At 56.6% G+C, this 24755-nt stretch carries 18 protein-coding genes; 4 read left to right on the top strand and 14 right to left on the bottom strand.

Annotated features, from left to right (window positions below):
- Window positions 1–74: 74 nt before the first annotated feature.
- Complete coding sequence (locus ACIQT8_RS17635) at window positions 75–1538, bottom strand: ABC transporter substrate-binding protein (RefSeq protein ID WP_400968060.1); 1464 nt, start codon at window positions 1536–1538, stop codon at window positions 75–77.
- A 133-nt stretch (window positions 1539–1671) separates the two neighbouring features.
- Window positions 1672–2415, bottom strand: coding sequence for a FadR/GntR family transcriptional regulator (locus ACIQT8_RS17630; protein ID WP_400967704.1), 744 nt, complete (start codon window positions 2413–2415; stop codon window positions 1672–1674).
- A 199-nt stretch (window positions 2416–2614) separates the two neighbouring features.
- Here ACIQT8_RS17630 and ACIQT8_RS17625 point away from each other — a divergent pair, with 199 nt between their 5' ends.
- On the top strand, window positions 2615–3052 hold the full coding sequence (locus ACIQT8_RS17625; RefSeq protein ID WP_400967701.1) for an EamA family transporter: 438 nt from the start codon (window positions 2615–2617) through the stop codon (window positions 3050–3052).
- Window positions 3053–3207: 155 nt separating this feature from the next.
- Here ACIQT8_RS17625 and ACIQT8_RS17620 read toward each other — a convergent pair whose 3' ends face one another.
- Both ACIQT8_RS17620 and ACIQT8_RS17615 read right to left on the bottom strand, forming a co-directional pair.
- On the bottom strand, window positions 3208–4560 hold the full coding sequence (locus tag ACIQT8_RS17620) for an aspartate aminotransferase family protein (RefSeq protein WP_400967698.1): 1353 nt from the start codon (window positions 4558–4560) through the stop codon (window positions 3208–3210).
- 45 nt (window positions 4561–4605) lie between these two features.
- Entirely contained in the window at window positions 4606–5340 is a 735-nt protein-coding gene (locus tag ACIQT8_RS17615; protein WP_262528347.1) for an SDR family NAD(P)-dependent oxidoreductase, read from the bottom strand.
- A 224-nt stretch (window positions 5341–5564) separates the two neighbouring features.
- Here ACIQT8_RS17615 and ACIQT8_RS17610 point away from each other — a divergent pair, with 224 nt between their 5' ends.
- The gene (locus ACIQT8_RS17610) at window positions 5565–7211 is read left to right on the top strand and encodes a GNAT family N-acetyltransferase (protein WP_400967694.1); all 1647 of its coding nucleotides are present in this window, start codon (window positions 5565–5567) and stop codon (window positions 7209–7211) included.
- An 81-nt stretch (window positions 7212–7292) separates the two neighbouring features.
- Window positions 7293–8447, top strand: a complete 1155-nt coding sequence (locus ACIQT8_RS17605; protein ID WP_400967691.1) for an amidohydrolase — start codon at window positions 7293–7295, stop codon at window positions 8445–8447.
- Between the two features lie 54 nt (window positions 8448–8501).
- Here the strand turns inward: ACIQT8_RS17605 and ACIQT8_RS17600 are convergent, their stop codons facing one another.
- From ACIQT8_RS17600 to bcsN, 5 genes are all read right to left on the bottom strand, one after another.
- Window positions 8502–10829: a cellulose synthase gene (locus ACIQT8_RS17600; RefSeq protein WP_400967688.1), complete on the bottom strand. Its 2328-nt coding sequence runs from the start codon at window positions 10827–10829 to the stop codon at window positions 8502–8504.
- Window positions 10826–11824 (bottom strand): glycosyl hydrolase family 8, encoded by a 999-nt coding sequence (locus tag ACIQT8_RS17595; protein WP_400968057.1) that lies wholly within the window; start codon window positions 11822–11824, stop codon window positions 10826–10828. The genes ACIQT8_RS17600 and ACIQT8_RS17595 overlap by 4 nt, the downstream gene beginning before the upstream one ends.
- A 56-nt stretch (window positions 11825–11880) precedes the next feature.
- The gene (locus tag ACIQT8_RS17590; protein ID WP_400968054.1) at window positions 11881–14316 is read right to left on the bottom strand and encodes a cellulose biosynthesis cyclic di-GMP-binding regulatory protein BcsB; all 2436 of its coding nucleotides are present in this window, start codon (window positions 14314–14316) and stop codon (window positions 11881–11883) included.
- A complete protein-coding gene (bcsA, locus tag ACIQT8_RS17585; RefSeq protein ID WP_400967685.1) occupies window positions 14316–16517 on the bottom strand; it encodes a UDP-forming cellulose synthase catalytic subunit in 2202 nt (733 codons plus the stop codon). The genes ACIQT8_RS17590 and bcsA overlap by 1 nt, the downstream gene beginning before the upstream one ends.
- A gap of 85 nt (window positions 16518–16602) precedes the next feature.
- Window positions 16603–17484, bottom strand: a complete 882-nt coding sequence (gene bcsN / locus ACIQT8_RS17580) for a cellulose biosynthesis protein BcsN (RefSeq protein ID WP_400967682.1) — start codon at window positions 17482–17484, stop codon at window positions 16603–16605.
- Window positions 17485–17919: 435 nt separating this feature from the next.
- Between bcsN and ACIQT8_RS17575 the strand changes: the two genes are divergently transcribed.
- Window positions 17920–19104 (top strand): AGE family epimerase/isomerase, encoded by a 1185-nt coding sequence (locus ACIQT8_RS17575; protein ID WP_400967678.1) that lies wholly within the window; start codon window positions 17920–17922, stop codon window positions 19102–19104.
- Between the two features lie 181 nt (window positions 19105–19285).
- On the opposite strand, the gene ACIQT8_RS17570 is transcribed toward ACIQT8_RS17575, so the two are convergent.
- The 5 genes from ACIQT8_RS17570 to ACIQT8_RS17550 are packed head-to-tail and all read right to left on the bottom strand — an operon-like array spanning window position 19286 to window position 24714.
- On the bottom strand, window positions 19286–20251 hold the full coding sequence (locus ACIQT8_RS17570; RefSeq protein WP_400967675.1) for a glycoside hydrolase family 26 protein: 966 nt from the start codon (window positions 20249–20251) through the stop codon (window positions 19286–19288).
- 11 nt (window positions 20252–20262) lie between these two features.
- Entirely contained in the window at window positions 20263–20766 is a 504-nt protein-coding gene (locus ACIQT8_RS17565) for a DUF995 domain-containing protein (RefSeq protein WP_262528338.1), read from the bottom strand.
- A gap of 15 nt (window positions 20767–20781) precedes the next feature.
- A complete protein-coding gene (locus ACIQT8_RS17560; RefSeq protein ID WP_400967672.1) occupies window positions 20782–22710 on the bottom strand; it encodes a glycosyltransferase family 2 protein in 1929 nt (642 codons plus the stop codon).
- Window positions 22707–23690 carry a UDP-glucose 4-epimerase GalE gene (galE, locus tag ACIQT8_RS17555; RefSeq protein WP_400967669.1) on the bottom strand — a complete coding sequence of 328 codons (984 nt, stop codon included), beginning with the start codon at window positions 23688–23690 and terminating at the stop codon, window positions 22707–22709. The genes ACIQT8_RS17560 and galE overlap by 4 nt, the downstream gene beginning before the upstream one ends.
- Window position 23691: 1 nt before the next feature.
- The gene (locus ACIQT8_RS17550; protein WP_400967666.1) at window positions 23692–24714 is read right to left on the bottom strand and encodes a UDP-glucuronic acid decarboxylase family protein; all 1023 of its coding nucleotides are present in this window, start codon (window positions 24712–24714) and stop codon (window positions 23692–23694) included.
- Window positions 24715–24755 lie beyond the last annotated feature (41 nt).

Genomic DNA, 24755 nt, shown 5'->3' with positions numbered 1-24755 from the left:
CCTTGTGGCCCAACCTTGGCCGCAGCCGGTCGTCCGACGCAGTCAAAACTGCGCCGGATCGTCATGTCAGCGAATTAGGAGCCTTTTTTCACGCCGGTCAGACGGATCATCCCGTCAGCGGAAGGCGTAAAGCCAGTGACGGATTTCGATGTCGCGTAGAGATAGGCCTGATGACCGAGATAGATCAGGGGCAGATCTTCATCGAGGATCTTGGTCGCGGCATCATATTTTGCCTTGCGCACGCCATTGTCTGTCGATGCACGTGCTTCGTTCAAAAGCTTGTCGACCTCGGGATTGCAATATTTCGTATCGTTGATGCCGCCCTTGCACGTCACGAACTGATGGATGTTCCCATCAGGGTCGGAACGACCGGACCAATCCGAACGCGACAGAACGTAGTTCCCTGCAGTCTGCTCCGAAAGAAGGGTCGCAAACTCCGTTGCTTTCAGCTTCACATCAAAACCCGCTTCCGCCGCCATCGCCTGGATGACCTGCATCATCTGCGTCTGCGTCGTGTTGTTGGCGTGCTGCAATTCAATCTCGAAGCGATCATAACCGGCCTCCTTCAAGAGCGACTTGGCCTTTTCGACATCGCGTGCCGGAACTGGAACATCCTTGTTGTACCAGGGGCTTGACGGCGGCCATGCCTGATTGCCTGCCATGGCTGTGCCTTCAAACACCACCTGATTAATCGCTTCGCGATCGATGGAAAGAGAAAAAGCCTGTCTTAGACGCTTGTCCTTCCCGAAGGGATTATCGGCCTTCGGCCCATTACCGATGTTCGCATACATTGCCATGTAGCCCGGACCGACGATTTCACCATAGGTGAGCTTGCCATCTTCCTTGACGGAAGCAGCATCGGATGCGGAGATGCGTTCAGCCATATCGAGGTCGCCGGCGCGCAAGTTCGCGAGGCGAACGGTCGTGTCTGGAATGGGCAGGAACGTCACCTTGTCGAGGAAGATATTGTCCTTGTTCCAGTAGTCGGCAAATTTCTCCAGAACGATGCGATCCTGCTGAATACGCTCGACGAATTTGAATGGGCCCGAGCAGACTGGTTTTGAACCAAAGTTGGCACCAAGTTCCTTGCCTGCGGTGGGCGAAATCATCATTCCGGCACGGTCGGAGAGCTGCGCCAGAAGGCTTGCATCAGGGCTCTTCAGCGTGAACTTGATCTGGTATTCGCCGGTCGCCTCTACCTTGGCGACCGAAGCAAGCTCGCTCTTGCGCCGAGATTCCGGCAAGGTCATGTAACGATCAATGTTGTAGACTGCCGCTTCAGCGTTGAAGGGTGTGCCGTCGTGGAAAACAGCCCCCTTTCGCAAATCCATTGTTAAGGTGCCACCATTGTCGCCCCATGCCCATGCCGTTGCCAGCTGCGGAATGACCGAGAGATTGTTGTCGAGATCAACCAGCTTGTCGCAAAGGCTGGTATAGACAATGCGCCCGACAAAGGTGCGGGACTGGGCGGGATCGAGTACATCCGCATCATCCTGCAGACCGATGCGCAGTTCGGCTGACAATGCCGAAGATGCCATTAGTCCGGCGGCCAGCACATAGGCAGAAAATTTTGCAAGTCTTTTCATATCGTTCTTCCTCTGGTGATTTTTCTTCAAAGCCGCCGGCTTTCCGGTTCTTGCTTTTGCGGACTGAACGTCCGTTGCCATGCGCTCACACGTCTCCTTCGGGTGAAAATGGCTGATCGAGATGATCCATCGACGTTTGCCGGATCAGACGCTCCTGCAATGTCAGCAAATGATTGCGCATCGCCTCGCCGGCCTTTGCAGGATCACGTGCCTCGATGGCATCGATAATCTCCGCGTGCTGATCACGCGATTCCTTCAGCGTCCTGTCTGCGCGGCGTGCCCTTTCGCGGACCGCCTGCCAGACAGGGTCCTGGCGAACACGATTGACGACATCAAACAGTGACAGGAAAAGCTGGTTACCAGCGCTTTGGGCGATCAGTCTATGCAGAGAGCCATCCCAGAGCTCCCGCCAGTCGGCATCTGTCCGCTCATAAATTTTGGCGCAGGTTTCACGCATCCTGCCGATGTCGCCAGGTTTGGCCCGCATGGCTGCAAGTTGTGCCAGTTGCGGCTCCAGCCGCAGGCGCACCTCCATGATTTCCATGAAATTGGTTCCGGCCACCAGACTGGCTGCGTGATCACTCCAGCTATCCGGTCGCTGACCGAGAAATGTCCCCGCCCCTTGCTTGCGCCAGATGAGCCCTTCGGCCTCCAGAACCTCGAAGGCGCGGCGAATTTCCCGTCTACCGACACCAAGGCGCTCAGAAAGCGATCGTTCCGTCGGTAATTTTCCATCCCGGCCAAAGGCACTGACAGCAATCAGCTCGCGTAATCTTTCCAACGCGTAGTTCGAGTTTTCTGAGTGACTATTTGCAGGATTTTCTGACAATGGTTCGAACCAATTTGATATTGGTTCAGTCAAATCTGAATCCGCGCAATCGTCAAGCACATAAATTCACCATGTGTGAATTTTGAGCATTTTTCGGTGAGCGGGCTTCGAGTGGTACCGAAGTCCATGCGCACCACTTGCAAACAGGTCCACGAGATGCCAATCCGGTGAAATAGATTTAAATGAGCGGAGAACCCACGTGAAAAACCTCGTCATCTCGTGGCAATTCTGGGCACTGCTATCTGCTGCCTTTGCAGCCCTTACCGCTGTTTTCGCAAAAATCGGCGTGGAAAACGTCAATTCTGATTTCGCAACCTTTGTCCGGACAGTGGTCATTCTTCTCGCGGCAGGACTGATGGTCTATCTTACCGGAAACTGGCAACAGCCGAGCGAAATCTCGCCGAAAACATGGCTTTTCCTGATACTGTCAGGCCTCGCGACGGGTGTGTCATGGATATGTTATTTCCGTGCGATGAAACTCGGGGATGCGGCAAGGGTAGCCCCGATCGACAAACTCAGCGTCGTGTTTGTCGCTGTCTTCGCCGTGTTGTTCCTCGGAGAAAAGCTGTCCCTGCCGAACTGGCTGGGTGTGATCCTGATTGCTTGTGGGGCCGTTCTTGTCGCCTACAGAGGCTGACCAGCTAGTGACTATAGTCTTCTTCGAAAGTCAGAAGTTCAGCGCACTCAAGCTCTGATTGAATGAACTTACACTCGCCGGTTCTGGAGCGGATGCCGGGCTAACCCGGCATCACAGAATGTAACGCCACGCGGGCGTCCTATTGTGGGCAGCCGTCACCCACGTTCTGCAGCGACCTTGTCAAGACCGCGCTTGACCCCGGCAAACAACTCATCAAGCTGTTCCGCAGTAATAATGATTGGCGGGCAGAAGCAGATGGCTTCACCGATTGGCCGGGTAATCACTCCTTCCGATTCGATGGCAGCGGCGATGGCGAGCGTCGTATCTCCCGCCTTAAACCCCTCCCAAGGCTTGATCTCAAGCGCACCAAGCAGCCCAACGCCACGTGAAGAATGGACGAGCGGATGGTCGGCGAGCGCCTTGAGGTGGCCCAGGAACAGTCCCTCCTGTCGAGCAACGTTACCGACCAGGTCACGCTCCTCAATGATCTTCAGGTTTTCCAGACCGACTGCCGTCGCGACCGGATGGCCGGACGCCGTAAAACCGTGACCGAAGGAACCGATGCGGTCAGACTCGTCTGCAATCGGCTGATAGAAATTGTCGTTCATGATGACCGCCGAAAGCGGCATGTAAGACGACGATATCTGCTTGGAAACCACAAGCACATCCGGGTTTATACCGTAAGTTTCGCAGGCAAACATTTTTCCGGTGCGTCCAAACCCGCAAATGACTTCGTCAACGACAAGGAGGATGTCGTATTTCTTGATAATTGCCTGCACACCCGCCCAGTAGCCCTCAGGCGGCAAAAGAACACCGCCTGCGCCCATGACCGGCTCGCCCCAGAATGCGGCAATTGTTTCCGGACCTTCACTGATGATCAGGTCCTCCAGCTCTTTCAGGATGCGCGCGGTGAACTCCGCCTCACTCTCACCGTCCTTGCCAAAATGCACATAGGAGGGGCAGGCGGTATGCAACATCCGGTCCAGTGGCAGATCGAAGCTATCGTGGTTGCGCGGCAGCCCGGTGATTGATGCCGAGGCGATGGTGACACCGTGATAACCCTTGATGCGACCGATGATCTTTTTCTTGTCCTTGTTGCCGAGCGCATTTGACCGGTACCATACCATCTTTGCAACGAGATCGTTTGCCTCAGACCCCGACGAGGTGAAATGCACCTTCGACATCGGGACAGGCGCTAGCTTGATCAGCATCTCCGCCAGATCGACGGAAGGACCATGCGTCTTATAGGAAAAGGTGTGATAATAGGGGAGCTTCTGCATCTGCTTGGTTGCGGCTTCCACAAGACGCTTTTCACCAAAGCCGAGCGCAACAGACCAAAGGCCCGCCATCGCCTCGATGTAGCGCTTGCCATTGTTGTCGGTGACATAGATGCCCTCACCACTCTCAATGACAAGGCCGCCCGTCTTCTCGAACTTCCGCAGATTGACGTTCGGATGCATCTGGTAGGCGATATCGCGTCCCTCGACGGAATTCGGCAGGATTGTCATCGGTAAAAGCTCCATTGCAGCTTGATTGATACGTGAATTGAGGCGTCAGACGTGCTGGCCGCCATTGATGTGGATCTCGGCACCATTGATGTAGGTCGATTGGTCCGAACAAAGGAAATAGATCGTCTGGGCGACCTCGGTGGTTGTTCCAAGCCGCCCCATCGGCACTTGTGCCTCAACCAGTTCCGCAGTCCCGGGTGACAGGATAGCGGTATTGATCTCACCCGGTGCGATGGCGTTCGCACGCACGCCGCGCGGACCGAATTCGTGTGCCAGTTCGCGCGTCAGGGCCGCCAGCGCTGCCTTCGACGTCGCATAAGCAACGCCGGCAAAGGGATGTACTTTTGAGCCGACGATGGACGTAACATTGACGATCGAGCCCCTTGCTGCCTCAAGTTCCGGCAAAAGCGCGCGCGCCAGAAGTGCTGTCGAAACAAGATTGACGTTGAGAACCCTTGTCCAGACTTCTGCGGTGGTAGACATAACGCCGAGGCGGCTACCGCCTTCGCCCTTCGGCGAGATGCCGGCATTGTTCACAAGGGCCGCCAGCTTTCCATCGGGCAATCGCGAGCGCACGGCATCTGCAAGATCATCGATCGCGGACAGGTCCTCCAGATCAGCCTGAATATGGCTCTCGCGCGCAGCCGGCCATCGGCACTCCTCAGAAAAGGGCTGCCGTGAGACTGTCAGAATTCGCCATCCTTTTTCCTGGAAGAGCTTGACGGTGGCGTGCCCTATTCCCCGGCTGGCGCCGGTAAGCAGCATGTAGGGGACGGCCATATAGAAACTCCTGTGCCACGCGGCTCCTTCGGACCCGCATTCATCCGCCATGTTAGAGCGTCAAAAATGGCTGACAAGCGGTTTTTCCATCGTCGCAGCAGACGTCATCAGTCTGGGCTAATCCCATTTGATACCTCTCTTTCATCCGAAGGGAATATTTGAGACGCGCCATTTGCCCATAGAATGAACTCGCCCGATTTTGTCACTTGTATTGGGAGGGGACAGTGCGCATCGACATCATCGATACCGTAAGCGGTTTCAATGCCATTAGGGAAAACTGGGATCAGGTGTTCATGGCGGACCCGCACGCCCAGCACTTTCTCTCCTGGTACTGGCTGGAAGATTACATGTTGCGTCGCAAGCGCTGGTTTATTCTGGCACTTCGCGAAAGGCCGGAAGGCTCTCCATACGTGGCATTTCTTCCACTGCGCGTGCTGACCGAGCCGGATAAAAAGACGGGGCGATATTACGACACGATCGTGATGGCCGGTAACGCGGCGGCCGATTATGCCGGCTTCATCACCCTGCCCGAATACGAGCATCATGCCGTTGCCGGTTTCTGTTCCTACCTCAGGCAGCAGAACTGGACCGACCTCAAACTTGACTACATCGCCGGTCCGCCGGAGCGACGGCAGGCAATGATCCACGCGCTTCAGGGACCGCTTGTCATGTTCCGCGACAGCACCCCGAAAAACGCCTACAATATCGACAATAGTATTTGCCCTGTCGTGACGCTGCCCGACGACTTCGACGCCTATCTCGACACAAGCATGAGCAGCCAGACACGCCAGAAACTCCGGCGTTTCCTTCGAAAGATCGAGAGTGACGACGAGTACAGGATTACCTTTGCAACAGCGGATACCATCAAGCGGGACATGGATATTCTGTTCCACTTCTGGCGCATTCGCTGGGCACCGCACAAAGGCAAGGAACGAACTGAACTTCTGATCGGCGCGACACGGCAGATGCTGATGGACTGTTTTCACCGCGGTAATCTTGAAGTACCCGTGCTTTGGGTAGGCGAGCGGCCGCTCGGCGCGCTTGCAAATATCATCGATCGACAGAAGCTATCGGTCCTTTTCTACATCACCGGCCGTGACGAGGAGTGGAAGACCCCCTCCCCGGGCCTTGTGTTGCATGGCCACTGCATTCGCCGCGCGATACAGGCGGGTTTCAAGACCTATGATTTCCTGCGCGGCAATGAGCCGTACAAATATTTCTTCGGCCCGGAGGAGCGCCAACTATCCTGTACGCATTTCCGCACGCGCTCGGGTGAAAACCTTGGTGATCGACTGCATCCGCGCAGCATCCGGTTTGTCTATGAGGAAGCCCTCAAGCTTTACAAATCGGGCGCCAAGGCGAAGGCAAGTGTCGCCTTTTCCCAGGTACTTCACGCGGCACCAGACCATGGCGGGGCGCAATTTGGCTTGGCAAAGCTGATGTTCGACAGAGGCGATTTCCGCGAAGCGGAAATCGCTTTCACATCGCTCCTTGCAAGCAGCGATGATCCAGTCATGTTGTGGCTCCGTATCGGCGAGACGCGTCTTGCCCAAAGCCATCATAACGAGGCAGCAGAAGCGTTCCGCCAGGTCATCAATCGCGCACCGTTCCACCGCGAGGCCCTTTACAAGTGCGCCATCGCCTTGATCGCTGCAGGACGATCGATGGAGGGAGCCGAAATTCTCGACCGCCTGCAACACTATCATTCTGACGATGCCGCAAATCTCGAATATGCGGAGAAGGCGCGCGCGGCACTTGCCCGTCTGGACCTCAGCAAAAAAGCTGTACCGGTTCCAGCCGAGTTGATTGCCATGGCGGAAAAACCGAAGAGATCCGGCAAGCGCTGGCAGGCACCAAAGATTTTGCATTGAGAATAATGCCCTGTAAGGTCCATCGCAGCACGACACGTCTTAGGGTCGTCGTGACGCCATGGAAACCAGCAGGGCATTATTATGTTTTTGACGAACAAGGACTTGATCGATCTCGTGGACTTTCGTCGCGAGCTGCACCGTTTCCCGGAAATTTCAGGAGAAGAAAAAGAAACGGCGATCCGCATCCGCCGCTTTCTGGAAAGAGCGGCGCCTGATCGAGTTCTTGCTGACCTTGGAGGTCACGGGGTGGCGGCCGTCTACGATAGCGGGCGATCCGGCCCGTCCATTCTGATCCGCTCCGAACTCGATGCCCTGCCCATCGAGGAAAAGACTGGCGTCGCCTATAGCTCCACCATAAACGGCCGCGGGCATCTTTGCGGCCATGACGGCCATTCGACAATTCTGACGGCCCTTGCTCTTGGCCTTTCACGGAACCCTCCTGAAACCGGCCGGGTAATCCTGCTTTTCCAACCGGCAGAGGAAACAGGTGCCGGCGCTGCAGCGGTTCTCGCCGATCCCCGATTTTCCGAGATCAAACCCGACTTCTCTTTCTCGCTCCACAATTTGCCAGGGCTGCCCCTCGGCCATGTCAGCCTCATCGATGGTCCGGTGAACTGCGCATCGAGAGGGCTAAAAATCAAACTGTCGGGAAAGACCGCGCACGCCTCCATGCCAGAGTACGGCATCTCGCCGATGCAGGCTATATCGCAGTTGATGCCGGCCCTGACCGAACTTGGTTCAGGCCATCCCTCGCAGTCGGATTTTTCGATGGTGACTGTCACGCATGCCTCAATGGGCGAGGCAGCTTTTGGCATATCACCCGCTGACGCAGAAATCTGGGTGACCTTGCGGACTTTGACCGATGACAGAATGGCAGCGCTTTGTGCAGATGCGGAAGCGTTGGCACACAAGGTTGCGGCGAGCGAAAAACTAGCGATTGAAATGACTTACGACGACATATTCCTGTATTGCGACAACGCTTCGGACGCCACCTCTCACCTCATCCAGGCTCTGGACGATGAGAAAATCACTCGGGGTACAGAAGGATTGCCAATGCGTGGCTCGGAGGATTTCGGGCGGTTCCGATCAGTATCTTCATCCGCCATGTTTTTCCTCGGCGCGGGCATGAATTCAGCCAGCCTGCACAATCCCGACTACGATTTTCCCGACGAATTGATCGAGATTGGTGCACGCATTTTCATGCGTACGATCCGCAACCTCACCGATAGACAGTGAGTCACCTGGCAGGCTTTGCCAGTACAAAAGCCGCCATTCTTTCCGCAACCACGATCAACCGCCGCCCTGCGGACCGCCCTTGGGATTTGCGGCACGCACCGCAGCCAGTCCCTTGATTGCATCCTGGTTGCCGGTAGAGGCGACACTTTCGAAAATCTGGGTCGCATCAGCGTAACGCCGCATGGCGAGGTAGGAATAACCACGTATCACCATCAAGTCGCTCCGCTCATCGACAAGTCTCGCCCGCTGGTCAAGCAAGAGGAGCGTTTCTGCATAACGGCGTGACTGAAACGCAGCGAGCGCCCTTTCTGCCAGAATTGCCACCTGCAATTCGGCCGCCTTTGAGTGATCCAGCGTCGACCTCGTTGCAGAGACCGCTGCGTTGTCGGTCAACCCCATGCGCAGATATGCGAGGCTCTGGCCGTATGCTGCATCGCTGCGCACCGTGGATTGTCCGCCGGCAATCGCGGAATCGAACGCTTTCAAAGCCTCGGCCGGTCGATTTGATTCCATCAGGCACCAACCGAGATCAAGTGCCTGCTGGGCTGAAAGTCTTTGCGGATCCGGATAAACTGAGCAGGAGCGAGCACGCGGAACCTGCGCAGAAACACGCGCCTGCCTGCGCGGTGCGTCCTGTGTCACCCGACCGGCGGTGGGTGGGTTGTAGGCAATGGGTACGTCCCCCTGAGTGACCGTCTGCGCCGGTACCTGCGTCTGAGGTACCATCGGCTGTAACGGGGCGACAGAGACCGGAACGGAAGGCTCGACTGTCCGCGCTGTTCCGACGTCGGCGATGCGTTGTGACTGGCTTGCCCACTGCTGTTGCAGGCTTCTGAGCGCGGCAAGATTGCGCAGATCGTGATAACTGAGAGCAAGTCCATATGCCGAAGGCTCGTCATCCGGTTTCCAGCCAAGCGCCGTGGAGAACCACTGCAGCGCGAGCGGCGTCTGCCGGAAGGCACGCGAATACCACCCAAATTGCTGTGCAGTCGCTGCGTCTTTTTCTTCCATTGTTTCAGCAGCGATACGTTGCAGGACGTCGGCAGGAAGAACGAGTGGAGGCTCCAGCGCCAGGAGATTGGCTGTTGCCGCAAGGTAAGTCGCGTGTGCATCATCCGAAGAACTACGCCATTTATACATGACGTCTTCAGCTTCGCGAGGTTCATTGCGATCGATCAAGGTGAGCGCGAGCCCCTGTGAGGCAGAGGCCGTATCTTCTTCTTCGCGCGCACGGCGGAACCATTTCTCTGCCTCCGGCAAATTCTTGTGGCGGATTTGGTACCAGCCAAGCAGCAGGGCGTCACTCGCCAGCTTGTCAGTTTCAGCAAGGCGCTCAAGCCGCATGAGATAGGCGGACGGAACGGTGACCGGTGCACTCGCCATCCTCGTCTCGGTTTCCTCCTTCGTCACGGGCTCGCCTGCCTTCGCGACGAACTGTCGTGCAAGGTCGTTCTTGACCGGCTCGAACTCGAGCTGCCCGTCGGCACCGGCCTTCTCAGTGGAGAGAAGGTCTTCCATCATCTCCATGGGCAGCAAGGTCGATGCCTTCTGGATTGTCGCAAGACGATCACTGCCGGTCGTGCAATTGTTCAAGACGTAGAGATAGGCGTCACGTGCTCTGGCTGTCCTCTCGGTACTGGCAAAGGCTTCGGCGACACGCCAGAGGACATCGACCTCTCCGCATGTCAGCAGGCTTGGATTGGAAGCAGCCGTATCCACCACAACGGCGTATTGCTTGAGATCGGATGCATTGACAAGACGTTGGCGCGCTTCGGCAAGAGCCAGCATGTCGCTCAGATTGCTCGGAGGCTGCCAGCCTGGTTCTGCCTGCTGCCTATCCGCTATGGCCTTGCGCACCTCTGCATATCGGCCGTTGGCATAGAGCTGCCACATTGCGTCAAGCTGCGCGTCGCCGTTTTCGGGGATGGCAAGAGGATCGGACGGTGGTGTCCAGTTGGGATAGAGGATGCGCAGACGCGCAATTTCAGCCTGCAATCGTTGAGTATCGCCTTTCGCCGCAAAGTAGCGCAATGCGCTCAGATCGACATCAGGGTTTTGCCCTGAAGGTGCGGCCTGACCATTCTGAGCCGTCACAGCTTCGGCTGGGTTCTGTTGCGATCGCTCACCCTGCCGGGGTTGTTGGGGCGCCGTTGCAGGAACGGTAACCGGCGGCGTTGCCTGCGCCAGTTCACGGCTCCTCAGGAATGAATTGATATCGGCCGGATTGGCCGTCGTGGAAGACGCACGCTGCGTCGGATTGCCGTCGTTGACCGCTCCCGTGTGCACATCAGAAACCCGGCCCAATATCTCGTCACGCCAATGGAAGGCGGAAAGCGCCACCAAAGCGAGAATAAGAGCCGAAGTCGAAAGGGGTTTGTTCATCGGCACGCCCCGTTTTTCGTCGACAGATACGACAAAGCCAGAAGATGCAATGTCGAAGGATAATAAAGGGTTGGCTTAAAGCTCTTCATGTCTTCAGCCACGGGATTTCCACTGGCCGCACACTCGGCGAGCGCCACGATGATGCGATAGCCGGGGTCGGCCAACACATCTTTTAGATCACCGCTTTTCAAATCAAATGTACCCGCAACTCCGCCGTCAGACGCCATTCCCTTGCCTAACCTTGCCAGAAGCGCGGAAGAACCTTGCTGCGCGCGCACGAGATAAAGCGGGATACGGACGGCATTATAACCGAACTCGGCCGGGAAGCCCTTAGCGGGCTGCGGTTTTGTCTTCACGGAGACCCAGTCCGCGGGGAGGTTGCGCGGGCCGAATGCGAACGCGTCGATCTGGGCCAACCCTTCGTCAGTCAGCCCTTGCCACAGTGGTGAGGGCGAGACGACGTTCAGGACGGGGAAAGCCTCAAAGATTAGATAGGACGGATTGACGACAGGTCCATCGCTACGATCGTCAGCCCCAAAACCACTGGCTGCGGGAAGGAGCAAGGTTTTTCCGCCATGTTGTACCACCGCATTTTTCAGGATTGCTGACGCAATAGCCGCCGAAGCCTGAGCGTAATCAAGCCGATCCCACTGGCCCGCGGCAAGCGCCAGAGCATAAGCGATCAGGATATCCCCATCCGTTGCGTTATTGATGTCACTCACGTGAGGTTTGGCATTTGGGTCCCACTTCCAGGCGGCAAGACCATCGTTGCGGACGAGAAGCTCTGTGCGTGTGAAACTCCAGATCAGTTCGAAATCGGCCATGTCATCTGCGAGAACGGCGAGCCACATGCCGTAGCCCTGGCCTTCGCTATGGCTGATGCTGCCATTTCCCGTGTCCAGAATGCGGCCACCCGGATCGAGGAAGGCCCCCTTATAGGCCGCCCATGCCTGCGGATCTATCGAAGCGGCTCTGGCCACTCCAGCGAGTGGCATAAAAAGCGAAAAGGACAACGGCAACACAATCAGCAGCCTGAAGAGCAAAACCTTTATCATCGCTTTCGCCCCATCAGACGCAACATCGAGAATGTTGCGATTCCAAGGATCGTTACAAAGCCAATGAAGGCCAACGAATAGGAGAAGACGTTTGAAGAAAGCCAGTTGGCAGCAATAAGCCTCCAGTTCCAGATCGAAAACGGCTGCCTGATATCCATATGCGGACGCTCGACCTCGACCGTCTCGATCTTGTCGGCATTTCCATCGTAAGCGGCAACACGGCCCGAAACCTGCCGCCAACGATCCTCATGGGTCATGGCCGAGACACCTTCACGAAGCTCGGTGGCAGTCGGGGCTGTCGCCAGCGTCCAGACCCCCTCACCCGAAGGGCTTAGCCCCTGTGCCAGCATAAACGAAACATTGTCCGGCGGCGAATACGACTGTTCAGCCGACGGCAGGAAACGCAACGTATCCGAACTGAGATCGAAATTCCGTTTCAGCCATTCTTCGAGGGACGACACCTGCCCTTGCCAAATTCCTCCATCTACGCGTTCACGCCATTGGTCGAAAAGGACATTCTGGTTTTGGGCCGGGGCCTGGACCGTAGTCCCGGTTTTCCACGCCACCTGACTTGTCGGTGCGAGGTTGAACTGACTTATCAGGGCCTGCGGTAGTTGGGAGATCATGCCGACGAATAACGCGTCACGGTCACCGATCACCAGCGGAGACGCCACGGTTTCAATTTCCATCGGTCGTCCGGAGGCAACTGCAATTCGACTGACCAGCGTTGCCGCGGCCGACATGGTATCGGCCTCGAAGCGATCGAGGGAAACAGCAACCGGGTCCTCGCCCCTCGGATAAGGCCTGCCGGTACCGGCCATCGCCGCCAGATCTGGCTTGCGTCCAACGCGCGCATAATCTGGGATATGCATTTCGGATGTATCGAACAACGCAAAACGCGGGGTTGCGCTGGTCGTCGCACCAGGCGCACAAGCCTGATCCTCAGCCGTCATAAGGACAGCCTCAAGGGTGACCCGGTTCGGTCCGGGCTGAAAATGCCGCATCGTCACCTTGATCGGCAAATGCCTGAAAATCCCGCCGCCATTGTTGGAAATCGGCACGGTCGAGGCGATATTGCCGTTGACGTAAATGTCGATATGGCTGCCCGGAAGCACCTTCGAGGAATAGGCAGCATCCAGCAGCAACGATGCTTCTCCGTAGGCGGAAGCATAAAAGTCAGCCGGCATCCCGATGTAGAAGTCTGTCCGGAAGCGACGACCGGCGAACTCGCTGCTTTGCAGCCCCAGTTCAGAAAGCGGGATGCGCCGATCCGACAGGACAAGAGGAACATCCGGAGCGTGCCAGGCTTTTGTCGCAAGTGTCGCGCGTTGTGTTCCTGGAGCACGCACCATCGGCGTGAAAAGGGTCTCGATGGCTGAATCGACCGCCTGAAGTGTCGGACCCGAAACGAGCAAAGGAGAGAGATTATCGACGACGCCGTTCTCGAAGTCCGCGAAGGCTGCTGTGAACGCCTCTGGAGGCAGATTTTTGCTAATAGCCGCAAGTTCGCGCGCAGTGCCAACCAGAACCACAAGTGTTCCGGCCTTTCGCTCCAATGGCAACGTCGAAACAATCCGAATATTCTGGTTTGGCATCTGCGTTCTCAACGCCAGCGCCTGCGAAAGCCTCAAAAGCGAACTCGCAAAGGCCGGATTTGCCAGGCCCGGAGCAACGATCTCGATCGATGTCGCCGCATTCTCGTCCAGGCCGGTCGCCTGAATATCGTCAAGGTTTGTAAATCGCCCTGAGACGTTGGAATTAAAGTCGATGTAGGTTTCTGCAGGATCGATCTCGGTCCAGAGATCGTAAGTTGACTGGATGGTACAATCGGTTCGATGGCGTTGTTCGGCTCCGAGCGTCAGGATATTCGCACCCGTCTGCAAAACGCCTTGAGGGATTTTTAGAGAAACAGTTCCCTCGACATCTGGGGCCTCTATCTTAACGGCTTCAAGCGGCACGTTGTTCAAGCTGACCTGAAGCGTAGAGCTTTCCGGCGCAACCACGACGGCGTTCTGGTAACCGATGTTCAGTGAGACCGCAGCGTTCACCTGCTCCGGTGTGAGATAAAAACTCCACTGCCGCTGATCCATCTCGCCCGACAGCGTAAGCTTTTCGTAGGGCAAGACATAGCGGCGAGTGTCTCCGCCTTGCTCAACCTTTACCGTGGCGGGGGTCGATACCGCCGGTGGAATGGGTGCGGGCAATGGAGATTGCGACCGAACCTGCGGTGGCTGGACCGGCTGGGGGGCCACGGGTTGGACGACTGGCGGCACTGCTACCGGGGGCTGAACCGGAGAAGGTGGACGCGAAGGAACGGGCGCGGGCGAAGAACCTGCAGGCCTTTCAGGTGACATGTCAAACGGGGACGACTGCGCAAAAGCACAGCTTGCAATGAGGCTCCAGAACAATCCCGCGGAGAGGTACCGTCTCATCATTTCGACGCTCCGGCTGATTTTGCTGGAGTTGGCGCTGGCGTTTCCGGTTTCATGGCCCGTACGAGGTAATACAGGCCGCGCTGCGTCTGGAAGAGTGCAATTGCCAGGAAGATCGCGGTGCCACGAATTAGACCGGGATTTTTACGGCGAACCCGCTGAAACTCGCTCCACTGTTCCGAGTTGGCGAAAATGAGATCTGCGATAAGACGGTGATCGATGGCCCGTTGTGGCGAGAACGTGCAGCCAATGGAAACGAAACCATCGCCCTTTGTGCTACGAACGATGTTGATTGGCATCGTTTCGGGAACACCCTCGCTGTGCGGCTTCACGCGGATAACACCTGCCGTCCCCTTCTCGATCGGTTTGAGGCCACTTTCGAAAAGATTGACCAGCATGCCGTGAACGGAAACGTTTTCGACAGAGGCGGGTATCCAGCGCTCGTCGTCAACAAGCTGGATCTCGCAACGGCGCTTGACGGTGATACGCCGGGAGGCCGACTTTTCGCCACGCTCGGATACGACGCCAAGCGCGCATCCGGCAAAGATGAGATTGAGGAGGTTCCAGCCACCGACGACCAGCGTAACGTCAGCCTTGTAGGGCTCGCTGTAGATACGCCAGATCGCAAAGAGCATGGCAATCACCAGGACGCCAAAGATCACAAAGAAGGGACGGCTGATTTCCGACAACCTTGCAGTCGCAATGGACTCGTCCTTGGCGGTGACCTTAAAGGTTGGCTTGCCGGGGTTGAAAATCACGGAGACAACAGCGGGCAGCAAATGCACCGTCTGAACATACTCGTACAGCTCAGAAATCCATGGCCAGCGGAAACTGCCGTAGAGGTAGTTCTGCATCATCAGGTTTACGAGCATATAGGCCGCAGTATAGGCCAGAAATTCGCCGCCCGACGCCACGAAAATCTGGAGGTCGAAGAAAAGGTAGAAAAGTGGTGCGAACAGAAAGATCGTCCGCGGAAAAGGGAAAAGCCAAAAGAGCGTCGAGGACATGTAGCACAAGCGCTGCGTCAGCGAGAGGCCACGCCGAAATAGCGGCTGGCGGAAGATCAGGATCTGCATCATACCCTGTGCCCACCGGCTGCGCTGACCAATGAAGCTTGCGAAGGTCGCCGGTTGCAAGCCGGCAATCAGCGGCTTGTCGACATAAACGCTGTTCCACTTACGGGAGTGGAGTGCGAGCGCCGTCTCGCAATCTTCGGTGATGCTGACGCCACTGAATCCGTCAGTGTCCTGAAGCGCTTCACGGCGCAACACGGCGGCAGAGCCGCAGAAGAATGCGCCGTTCCATTTGTCGAGCCCGCGCTGGATGATGCCGTAGAACATCTCGTTTTCGCTCGGCATCGTCTCGAAGGTGCGAAGATTCCGCTCGATCGGATCGGGATTGACGAAGAAATGCGGCGTCTGCACGAGAAACAGACGCGGGTCTTCCTCGAAATAGCCAACCGTCTCCAGCAGAAAGTCCCTAGCGGGCGCATGGTCGGCATCGAACACGGTGATCAACTCACCCGACGAGTGCTCGAGCCCGTTGTTCAGATTACCGGCTTTGGCATGGACGTTACGTTCGCGGGTAAGATAACGAACGTCGAGATCCTCGCAAAGCTTCTTCAATTCGTCGTGGCGGCGCTGTGCTGCCTGCGCATCGGGAATGCTGGTTGCATTGCGCTTCTGAACCGTACCGCCGTCGTCCAGGAGCCAGACCGTAAACTTGTCAGCCGGATAGTCCATGTTCTTGGCGGCAGCCAGCGTATTCGCCAGAAGTTCGGCATCCTCGTTGTAGCTTGGCACGAACACATCGACAGTTGGGCGGTAATCGACCGAACCGGGACGCGTCTTGCGTGACGGCAACGGCATCGACACGATGACAAGACTGAGACCCAGCATGACCACGCTATACATTTCAGCGAGGTAAAGCAGGAAGCCGGGGATGAAGTTCTCAAGCTGATTGACGGGCGGCAAGGTGCTGGTGGTGCGCCAGTAAACATAACGCAAAACGACCGCGGTGCCGAACCCCAGCGCGATCAGCCGCCAGGCGCCCTGACCGTTGAACGATTTTATCGTCGCAAGGAGCGCCAGCGAAATAGCCGTCGCCACGAGATGGGTTTGCAGGCTGACCGGCATCGTAATGATGGCCAGAACGCAAACCGAAACAAGCAACCAGACAACGATCGTAATGGCCTTGTTCATCCAGAGACTTTCCGTCGGTTTCCATAACCGGCATCTTTGCCCGGTTTTGTTTTGATGTTTGCCTGCGCGTTCTCAATCAAAATAGTCAAGGCTGTCCACATCCCGAACCTCCCGAACCGGCTGGGCAGGACGGGGAAGGAATGAACATCTGCTGTGAAGGCTGTTGGCTTGCGCTTGGCCTGGTCCGTTCGGGCACCATGCCTGACGGCTGTCCCTGCGGACCCGCTATTATTGGAGCCGGTATACTGACCTGAGACACCGGCGGCAGTGGTTGTTGCACTTCGGCTCTCGGTGGTGCGCTAACGGCAACCGTACGACGCACGGGTGGCACCGTCGCGGTTACTTCCCCGCCCGGGCGCATCGGGACATCATTGGTTTTCAATGGGTAGACTGGATTTCCCGGACGTCCCAGCCCTTCATTGACACGCTGAGGCGTTCCATACGGGTTCCAGCCTGGCGATGCATAAGCGCCCGTGATCGTGTAATTATACATCACGCTCAACAGATGCTCGACGCTTGCATTCGGCTCACAAAGACGCAACCTGACCTTTATGCGACCGAGATTTCGGAAATCCTGCCGCATGTTTTCCGGCGAACGTATGTCTTGCCAGCCATAGAGGCAGACATCGGTGCCACGACCGCTTCCTGCCGCATAGGAAAAGGCACCATAGCTGTTTTGCAGATAAGAGGCAGTCATGGCAATGTTCAGCCCGGGGAATTCCGAGCGGATCTCGCGCGACAATGACGACGTCCTAAAGCCGGTGAACCGGAGCGCGTCGCCACCCGTATCCTCGGATTTCTGCGGCCCGAAAAATTCCGCCTTGATGTAGTTCTGGCCCGGGGTCGTGGCGCTCGACCGAAGGATGATCTTCTGCTCGGCCGCATTGGAATAAGTGCGACCGATCACGGTTACGATCTCAGGCCCTCCAGGCGGCGGGAAAACAAGAGCCTCGGATGGCGAAAACATCTGCGCGCCTCCGAACGACCGAACGCCCGCAGGGGTATTGCAGCCCGAAAGAGCAGCAATGGAGAACAATACTAGAGCCGAGGCAGAAAATCTCACTGCCTTATTCCCCTTCATTCCCCCCAAGTCGCCCAGGTTAAAAGGAGACCGAATCAAACTTGACCAGACCATTTCTACGAAATACGTGAGGGGAAAGAATTAGCAATATCAAATTTATAGTTGCAATTTCGGACATCCCATGCGCCAAACTCGAATCGTCTAGATTGATCCTCATTGAGGAGAATGGAACCAAACCGCAGGACTGACGGTTGGCTCCATTAACGATCGGTAAATTTTCAGGTTGCGGCGCAATATTCCCCATGGTCTACTTGTCGACAGTTAAACCATTTTTAATTGACCGATTTATTTATTTAACTTTTAAAACAGAGAGTTGAACCCATGACAGTCCAGTTTCCCAGTCTTGCGCAAGAGCTGGCCACAGAGGTCAAGGCGTTGCGGAAATGGCTTGATGACGATGCACTGCCTTTATGGTGGGAGGTCGGCGCAGCCAAACCGGATGGCGGTTTTTACGAGCGTATCGGTCAGGATGCGAAACCGATATTTGCAGACAACAGGCGTGCACGCGTTCAGCCGCGTCAGGCCTATTGTTTCGCGGCTGCCGGACAAAAAGGCTGGAGTGGCCCATGGCAACAGGCGCTCAGCCATGGTCTTTCCTGGTTTCACGCGGTCTATCGCCTCGATAATGGCCTCTATGGCAACCTTGCCGACCAGACCGGTAAACTCATCGATCCAAGCTTCGATCTCTATAATCAGGCGTTTGCGCTGTTTGCCGCCGCACAGGCATCGGCGGCAATTCCCGATCGACGCGATGAGATGCGCGCTCGTGCGCTTGAAATTCTGACGATCCTGAAGCGCGACTACAAACATCCCGTCGCCGGTTTTGAGGAAGCCAATCCGCCACGCTCGCCGTTGTGCTCCAATCCCCACATGCATCTCTTCGAGGCCATGCTTGCCTGGGAAGCCGAAGACCCGGCTGGCCCTTGGTCGCAACTGGCCGACGAGATCGGCAATCTTGCCATGCAGCGTTTCATCGATGCGGACAATGGCGGGCTTCGTGAATTCTTCGATCACGACTGGAAACCATACCCAGGTGACAAGGGCCGCATCATGGAACCGGGCCACCAGTTCGAGTGGGCATGGCTTCTGGTGCGCTGGGGTAGCCTGCGCGACAATGGCGAGGCGATCGCCAAGGCCAAGCGGATGTTCGACATCGGCGAAGACCATGGCATCTGTGCACGTCGCAAGGTGGCGATCATGAGCCTCTACGACGACTTTTCCGTCCATGACGGGTTGGCAAGACTTTGGCCGCAAACCGAGTGGCTAAAGGCTGCCGTACGGCTTGCAAGCATCACCACGGGCGAAGAACGCCAGCGTTACCTTGCCTCCGGCATTCGGGCCATCGGCGCGTTGCAGCCCTTCCTTGACACTCCGGTCAAGGGGCTTTGGTTCGACAAGTGGCCGGCCGACAAGCCGATGATCGACGAGCCGGCACCGGCAAGCACCTTCTATCATATCGCATGCGCCATCTACGAGGCCGAAGACGTCCTCGCAGCCAGCGTTTAATAAAAAGCGGCGCCCCCGGGGCCAATCAATATTGGGGACTTGACCCTAAATCACTACCGATCAGCCGGGAAACCGGACGAGATTGTTGGAAATCACGATGGGTAGCGTTAAAGACATAGAGCACCGTGCATGCCTGAGGATGCACGGTTTTTTGCTCTAAGGGGCGCCGAAACTGCCATGATCAGTTGACGCGAGGTGGACGAACGACACGCCATTCCGGCCTGCCGAGATTGTGCGGCCACGGATGCACGTCCTTGTCATTGAAGTAGACGACCTGCTCAAGTTTCGGAAAATCGGCCTGCTTCAACGTCACATCATTCATCCACGGGCGAACGTAGGGATCGCTGCCTTCATAGCCCAACTCGGCGACCCAGATCGGCTTATTGAAGGTTTCTACGAGCCCGTAGCCCTTGCGAAGAAGATCGGCAAACGTCTGTGGTCCGCCATACTCGATCTTGTCGTAACCCTCGAGACCAAACACAGACAGGCCAACCAGATCGGTGTAGTTGTCTCCGGGGTAATAGGCTCGCAAGCCATCCATTCCTTTCGGGGACCACATGGCCCTGACGCCCGGCACCGCCTTGCGGGTGATGTCGACCATACGTCGGTAGGCGGTGATGTAGTCCTGCGGATTCCAGCCTGACCAGGAGAACCGTCCGGACGTATCCTCCATTTCCTGCCCCCAGCGAAGAACAAGCGGGCTCTTCATTTCGGCCATGCGCGCCGCGATCGCCTGCATGTTCTGATCGTAGTCGCCCCTGAGCACCTTGCGCCGCAACTCGTCGGAACTCAGTCGCCAGTTAACGTCCCAGGACCATGGTTCAACCGTGATAAGCACGTTGCGCTTTCGCTCCATAGCATAGGCATCCGCCAGTTTCAGGCTGTCGAGGTCTACGTCTTCCCATGGCAGGAACAGTGCCTCGGTCACGACACCGGTCTGGTTGGTGAAGTCACCGTGCGGATCATAGGCCCCGAAGCGTATCTGGTCGGGGCGTAGAACCGGCCGTTTGTCGGCAATCGTGTTCATGCCTGTTGCCGCCATTGGCGCAACGCCCTGAGCATCCAGCTTGAGTACGGGATACATGCCGGCTGTAAATGCTGCAGCAGCGCCACCTGCGAACAGAAGTTTTCTTCTTGTTATTTGCATGACACTTCTCCCTACTTCGTCGCGGTCATCGCCTGACCATAGGCGGCAACCTGCGCGGTAACGTCGTCCCTTCGAACGAGTTTCGAATATTCGTCAGTGGGGCGCGGAGGGTCGTGACGGAACACATACCACGGGCCCCCCTGTTTGCGTTGATAGATCACCTTGCCGATGCGACCATGGTCGAAACATGTATCGGCCTTGCCCTTGCCAGCACCGCTTTTCCAGGTGGCGCGCATGCAGAGCGTACCTTTTGAATCAACGGTCCATCTGCCCTGGCCGATAGATTTCTGGCCTTTTTCTTGCGTTGCGGCGATGAACTTTCGGCCATCGGCAATGAAGCGGCCACCACCGCTGTCCCATTTCCAGGTCTTGTCGAAGTACATGCCAACGACTTCGCTGGTCCGCAGCGGTTTCGGCGTCTTCGTGCCGCCTGCGGCGTGGACAGCGTTTGGCGCGATCACCGCAAGACACAGTACGAAAGCGGAGAATCCGCACTTGCTTATTGTTGTTTTCATTACAGCCTCCTCCTTCTATTGCCCGACACTATTGTCGGCCAGCATAATTTCCTGAATTGCGATTGTTGGTGATGGCGGGGTCGGTTCGGCCTGAGTTTCAAGCCGTTGCGCCCTCCCCGGCAGATTGATCTGCAATCTCAGTCGAACAGATCTCGCCCCCTCGACACCCGCACCAGCCACAGTGAAGCGGGTTTCAGTGAAGGAAACGAAAGATTGGCCGTGAGACAAAGCTTCCAGTCCGCCGATCGCGTGTGGCCGCAGTTCCGCAACACCGGCAGCCACCAGCAGCATTGAACAGGCAGCGGCGACAAACTCGCCCTTCAAGGCGCTTTGCCTCGGCAGACCATTTTCCATGGCGTGCCGGACCAGCAAAAACACGGATAGCCCGGCGTAGATCGCCACATTGATAGCGGCAAAGACGAAGAAGCCCTGCGCCTGACCTTCACGAGGTGCCGCGACCATCGCAGCAAGGGTGATCGCCGCCAGGACCAGGTAGGGCGCGATCACCCGAATGGGCAGCGGTGGCTTTTCGCCCGTACCTTTCGGTGTGATCCGGAAATCCACGAAACTGCCGCGGATTGTATCGCGGATCGCCGCCAGTATGCCCAGCAGCGACCAGGGCCAGCGCAAAAACAGGAATACCATTGCCTCCCAGCTAAACAGCTTTGCATCATGCGGACGGAATGCACCCGTAGAGCGCCAGAAAAATGCAAAGAGGATCATGAACATCGACATGGGCAGAAAATGCGCCAGGAAAGCCGGATATGTTACATTGACCAACACCCGCCCGCTGATGAGAGCAACAACCGGCAAGGCGAACATCAGGGCCATGAACCCGGAAAACAACGGGTACCAAAGTTGCGAAAAGAGGAATTGAAATTTCAGTTTCCACGGCAGCTTCGATACGTATTGTTTTGAATACTGCAAGAGGATGGTCATCAAACTGCGCGACCACTGAAATTCCTGCACAATAAGGTCCGCGAAAGTCGCAGGTCCATCTCCATGGGCAATGGCATTGACAGCATGGACGCCACGCCAACCACCGGCATTCATCAAAAGCGTGGTGGAGTGATCTTCGGCAAGCTCCGGCCCCAATCCTCCAACTTCTTTCAATGCTCTGGTGCGAACGGCATAATGAGAGCCGATGCACAATGGCGCCCAGCCATTGTTGTAACCGACCTGAAGAGCGCCATGCAGGCTTGCTTCGGCAAAAAGCCTGCCGCGTGCTGCCCAGCTTTCAGTCGCATTGGCATCACAAATACTGGGGGCCGACACATACCCGACCGCCGCATCGGCGAAGGGGCGCATGATCTCAAGCAGATAGGTCGGTTCCGGCACATGATCTGCATCGAACTGCGCGACAAAGTCGTAACGTTCGTAACCGTAGTGATCATAAAAATAAGCGAGATTGCCTTCCTTGCAGCGTGTGCGGCGCGGCCAGGACCTGCGATGGTATTCTGAAACGCCTTTTCGGCTCGATACGAAAACCCCATGCGCACCACACCATTTCACGGTTTCGGTGCTTGGGTCTTCATCCGCCAGCCAGACATCAAAGTCGACGCCCTTCTGCTCGAGCATCGCCAAAAGCGTTTTCCGCACCACTTGAAACGGCTCGGAAGGCGCCTTGGTAACGACCATGGCAATCCGCCCCTTCGGTACAGACAATTCAGGATCGACAACACGGGCGTTGAGGAAGATGAATATGAAATAGGATGGAAGCAGTGTGATCCATGCCAGCGTCACGGTGACGACAGTATAATAAGGCCACTCCGTCACCATGTCCCTATCGAGCCACCAACTCCAGAAATAGGCAAGCGTTACCATCCATCCACCAATGCCCAGCCAGTAAGCAGTCCGGTTCCATCCGGTGAAAACCGGAACGGTCAGGGCCCTGGCGACCGCGCAACGCGGGCGGATGTCAGCAGGATCTATGCGCCTTATCATGACAGCACCTCCAGACCGAAGCCCGGACCGGCAGTCCGGATGATGGTGTCGATGTCAGAACGTTTGGGTTCGAAACCCAGCGCTTCCTTTGCCCTCTCGATGTCAGCGAACAAGGCGGGCGGATCACCTGCGCGTCTCGCCCCATAATGGATCGGCACCTCCTGTCCCGTGACGCGATGGATCGCCGTGACGATGTCGTTGATCGATGTTCCGTGCCCAGAACCAAGATTGACGCGCAAAGTCTCTCCGCCATCAATCAGGTACTGGACGGCTGCGACATGAGCATCGGCGAGATCGCTGACATGAATATAGTCACGAATGCAGGTGCCGTCGCTCGTGTCATAGTCGGTCCCGAAAACATCGAGCTGCGGGAGCAGGCTCGCCGCCGCCATCAGTGCGCGGGGAATAAGGTGTGTTTCCGGTTCATGGCGTTCGCAAAGTTCACCGTCCGGATCGGCACCCGCTGCGTTGAAGTAACGAAGGGCAACGAACCGCAATCCATATGCAGCGGCATAGTCGTCCAAAGCCATCTCGAAGATCAGCTTGGTGCGCCCGTAGGGGTTGACCGGCATTTGCGCCATCTCCTCGCGGATCGGAAGCTGCGGCGGCACACCGTAAGTGGCACAGCTCGACGAAAACACCAGTCCGCGAATATCCTGCTCGAGGCAGGCATCCAAAAGTGACAGACTGCCCACGACATTGTTGCAATAATACTTGCGCGGGTTCTCGACAGACTCGCCGACGTAGGCATTGGCTGCGCAGTGGATAACGAAAGCCGGGTCAAACTTCTGCAACACGGCTTTCAACATGTTTCGGTCGAGGATATCTGCCTCGATCAGTGGTCCCCAGAGAACAGAGTCCGCGTGGCCGGTCGAAAGATTATCATAAGCGATCGGCTTGAAGCCGGATTGCGCCAACGCCTTGCAGATGTGGCTGCCTATAAATCCGGCCCCGCCCGTGACGAGGATGGTGCGGGCCATATCATACGGCCTCCGCCATCTTCTTGCCGGTCAGCAAGGCATCGAAATAGACAATAGTCCTTTCGAGGCCGACTTCGAGCGGGATGCGTGGCTGCCATCTCAGTTGCTCATTGGCACGCGAGATGTCTGGACGACGCTGTTGCGGATCGTCGATTGCTGCGGCCAGGTGGACGATCTTCGACGGTGAATTCGTCATGCGGATGACGATATCCGCCAGCTCCCGCACAGGAATTTCCGTGGGATTACCAAGATTGATCGGACCCGTGCAGTCCTTCGACTTCGTGGAAAAACGCAGGAAGCCATCGACGAGATCATCGACGTAGCAGAATGAGCGTGTCTGACTTCCATCACCGTAAATGGTGATGTCTTCGCCTCTCAGAGCCTGAACGATGAAGTTCGAAACGACGCGTCCGTCATCTGGACGCATACGCGGACCATAGGTGTTGAAGATACGTCCGACCTTGATATCGACCCCATAGTGTCGATGATAATCGAAAAACAGTGTTTCTGCGCTGCGTTTGCCTTCATCATAGCAGGCGCGTGGTCCGATGGTATTTACATTGCCGAAGTAGGTCTCCGGCTGTGGATTGACCAAGGGATCGCCATAGACCTCAGACGTCGAGGACTGTACGACCGTCGCGCTGCAACGGCGGGCAACTTCCAGGACATTTACAGCACCCAGCACATTGGTTAGCAGCGTTCCGACGGGATCGCGCTGATAGTCTGGCGGAGAAGCTGGTGAAGCAAAATTGAAAATCAGCGAAACATCGATATCATAGGGTTGACGCACGTCGTGCTTGACGAGCAAGAATCGTTTGTTTGATTGCAGATGCTCGACGTTTGCCTCCCGACCGGTAGAAAAATCATCGAGACAGATGACTTCATGGCCCGAACTCAAAAGGCGCTCGCAAAGATGGGAACCCAGAAAACCGGCGCCACCATTGACGAGAACACGTTGTCCAGGACGCCAATCGGAATAGATGGTGGCACCGTTATCGTGGTTGTTGGGAACGAAATTACGCATTACACACACTCCTCCCCATGATGAATCAGCGTACTGATTCA

This window comes from Agrobacterium sp. NPDC090273 (assembly GCF_044772305.1).
GTDB lineage: Bacteria > Pseudomonadota > Alphaproteobacteria > Rhizobiales > Rhizobiaceae > Agrobacterium.
This window is presented reverse-complemented; position numbering and strand designations above follow the sequence as displayed.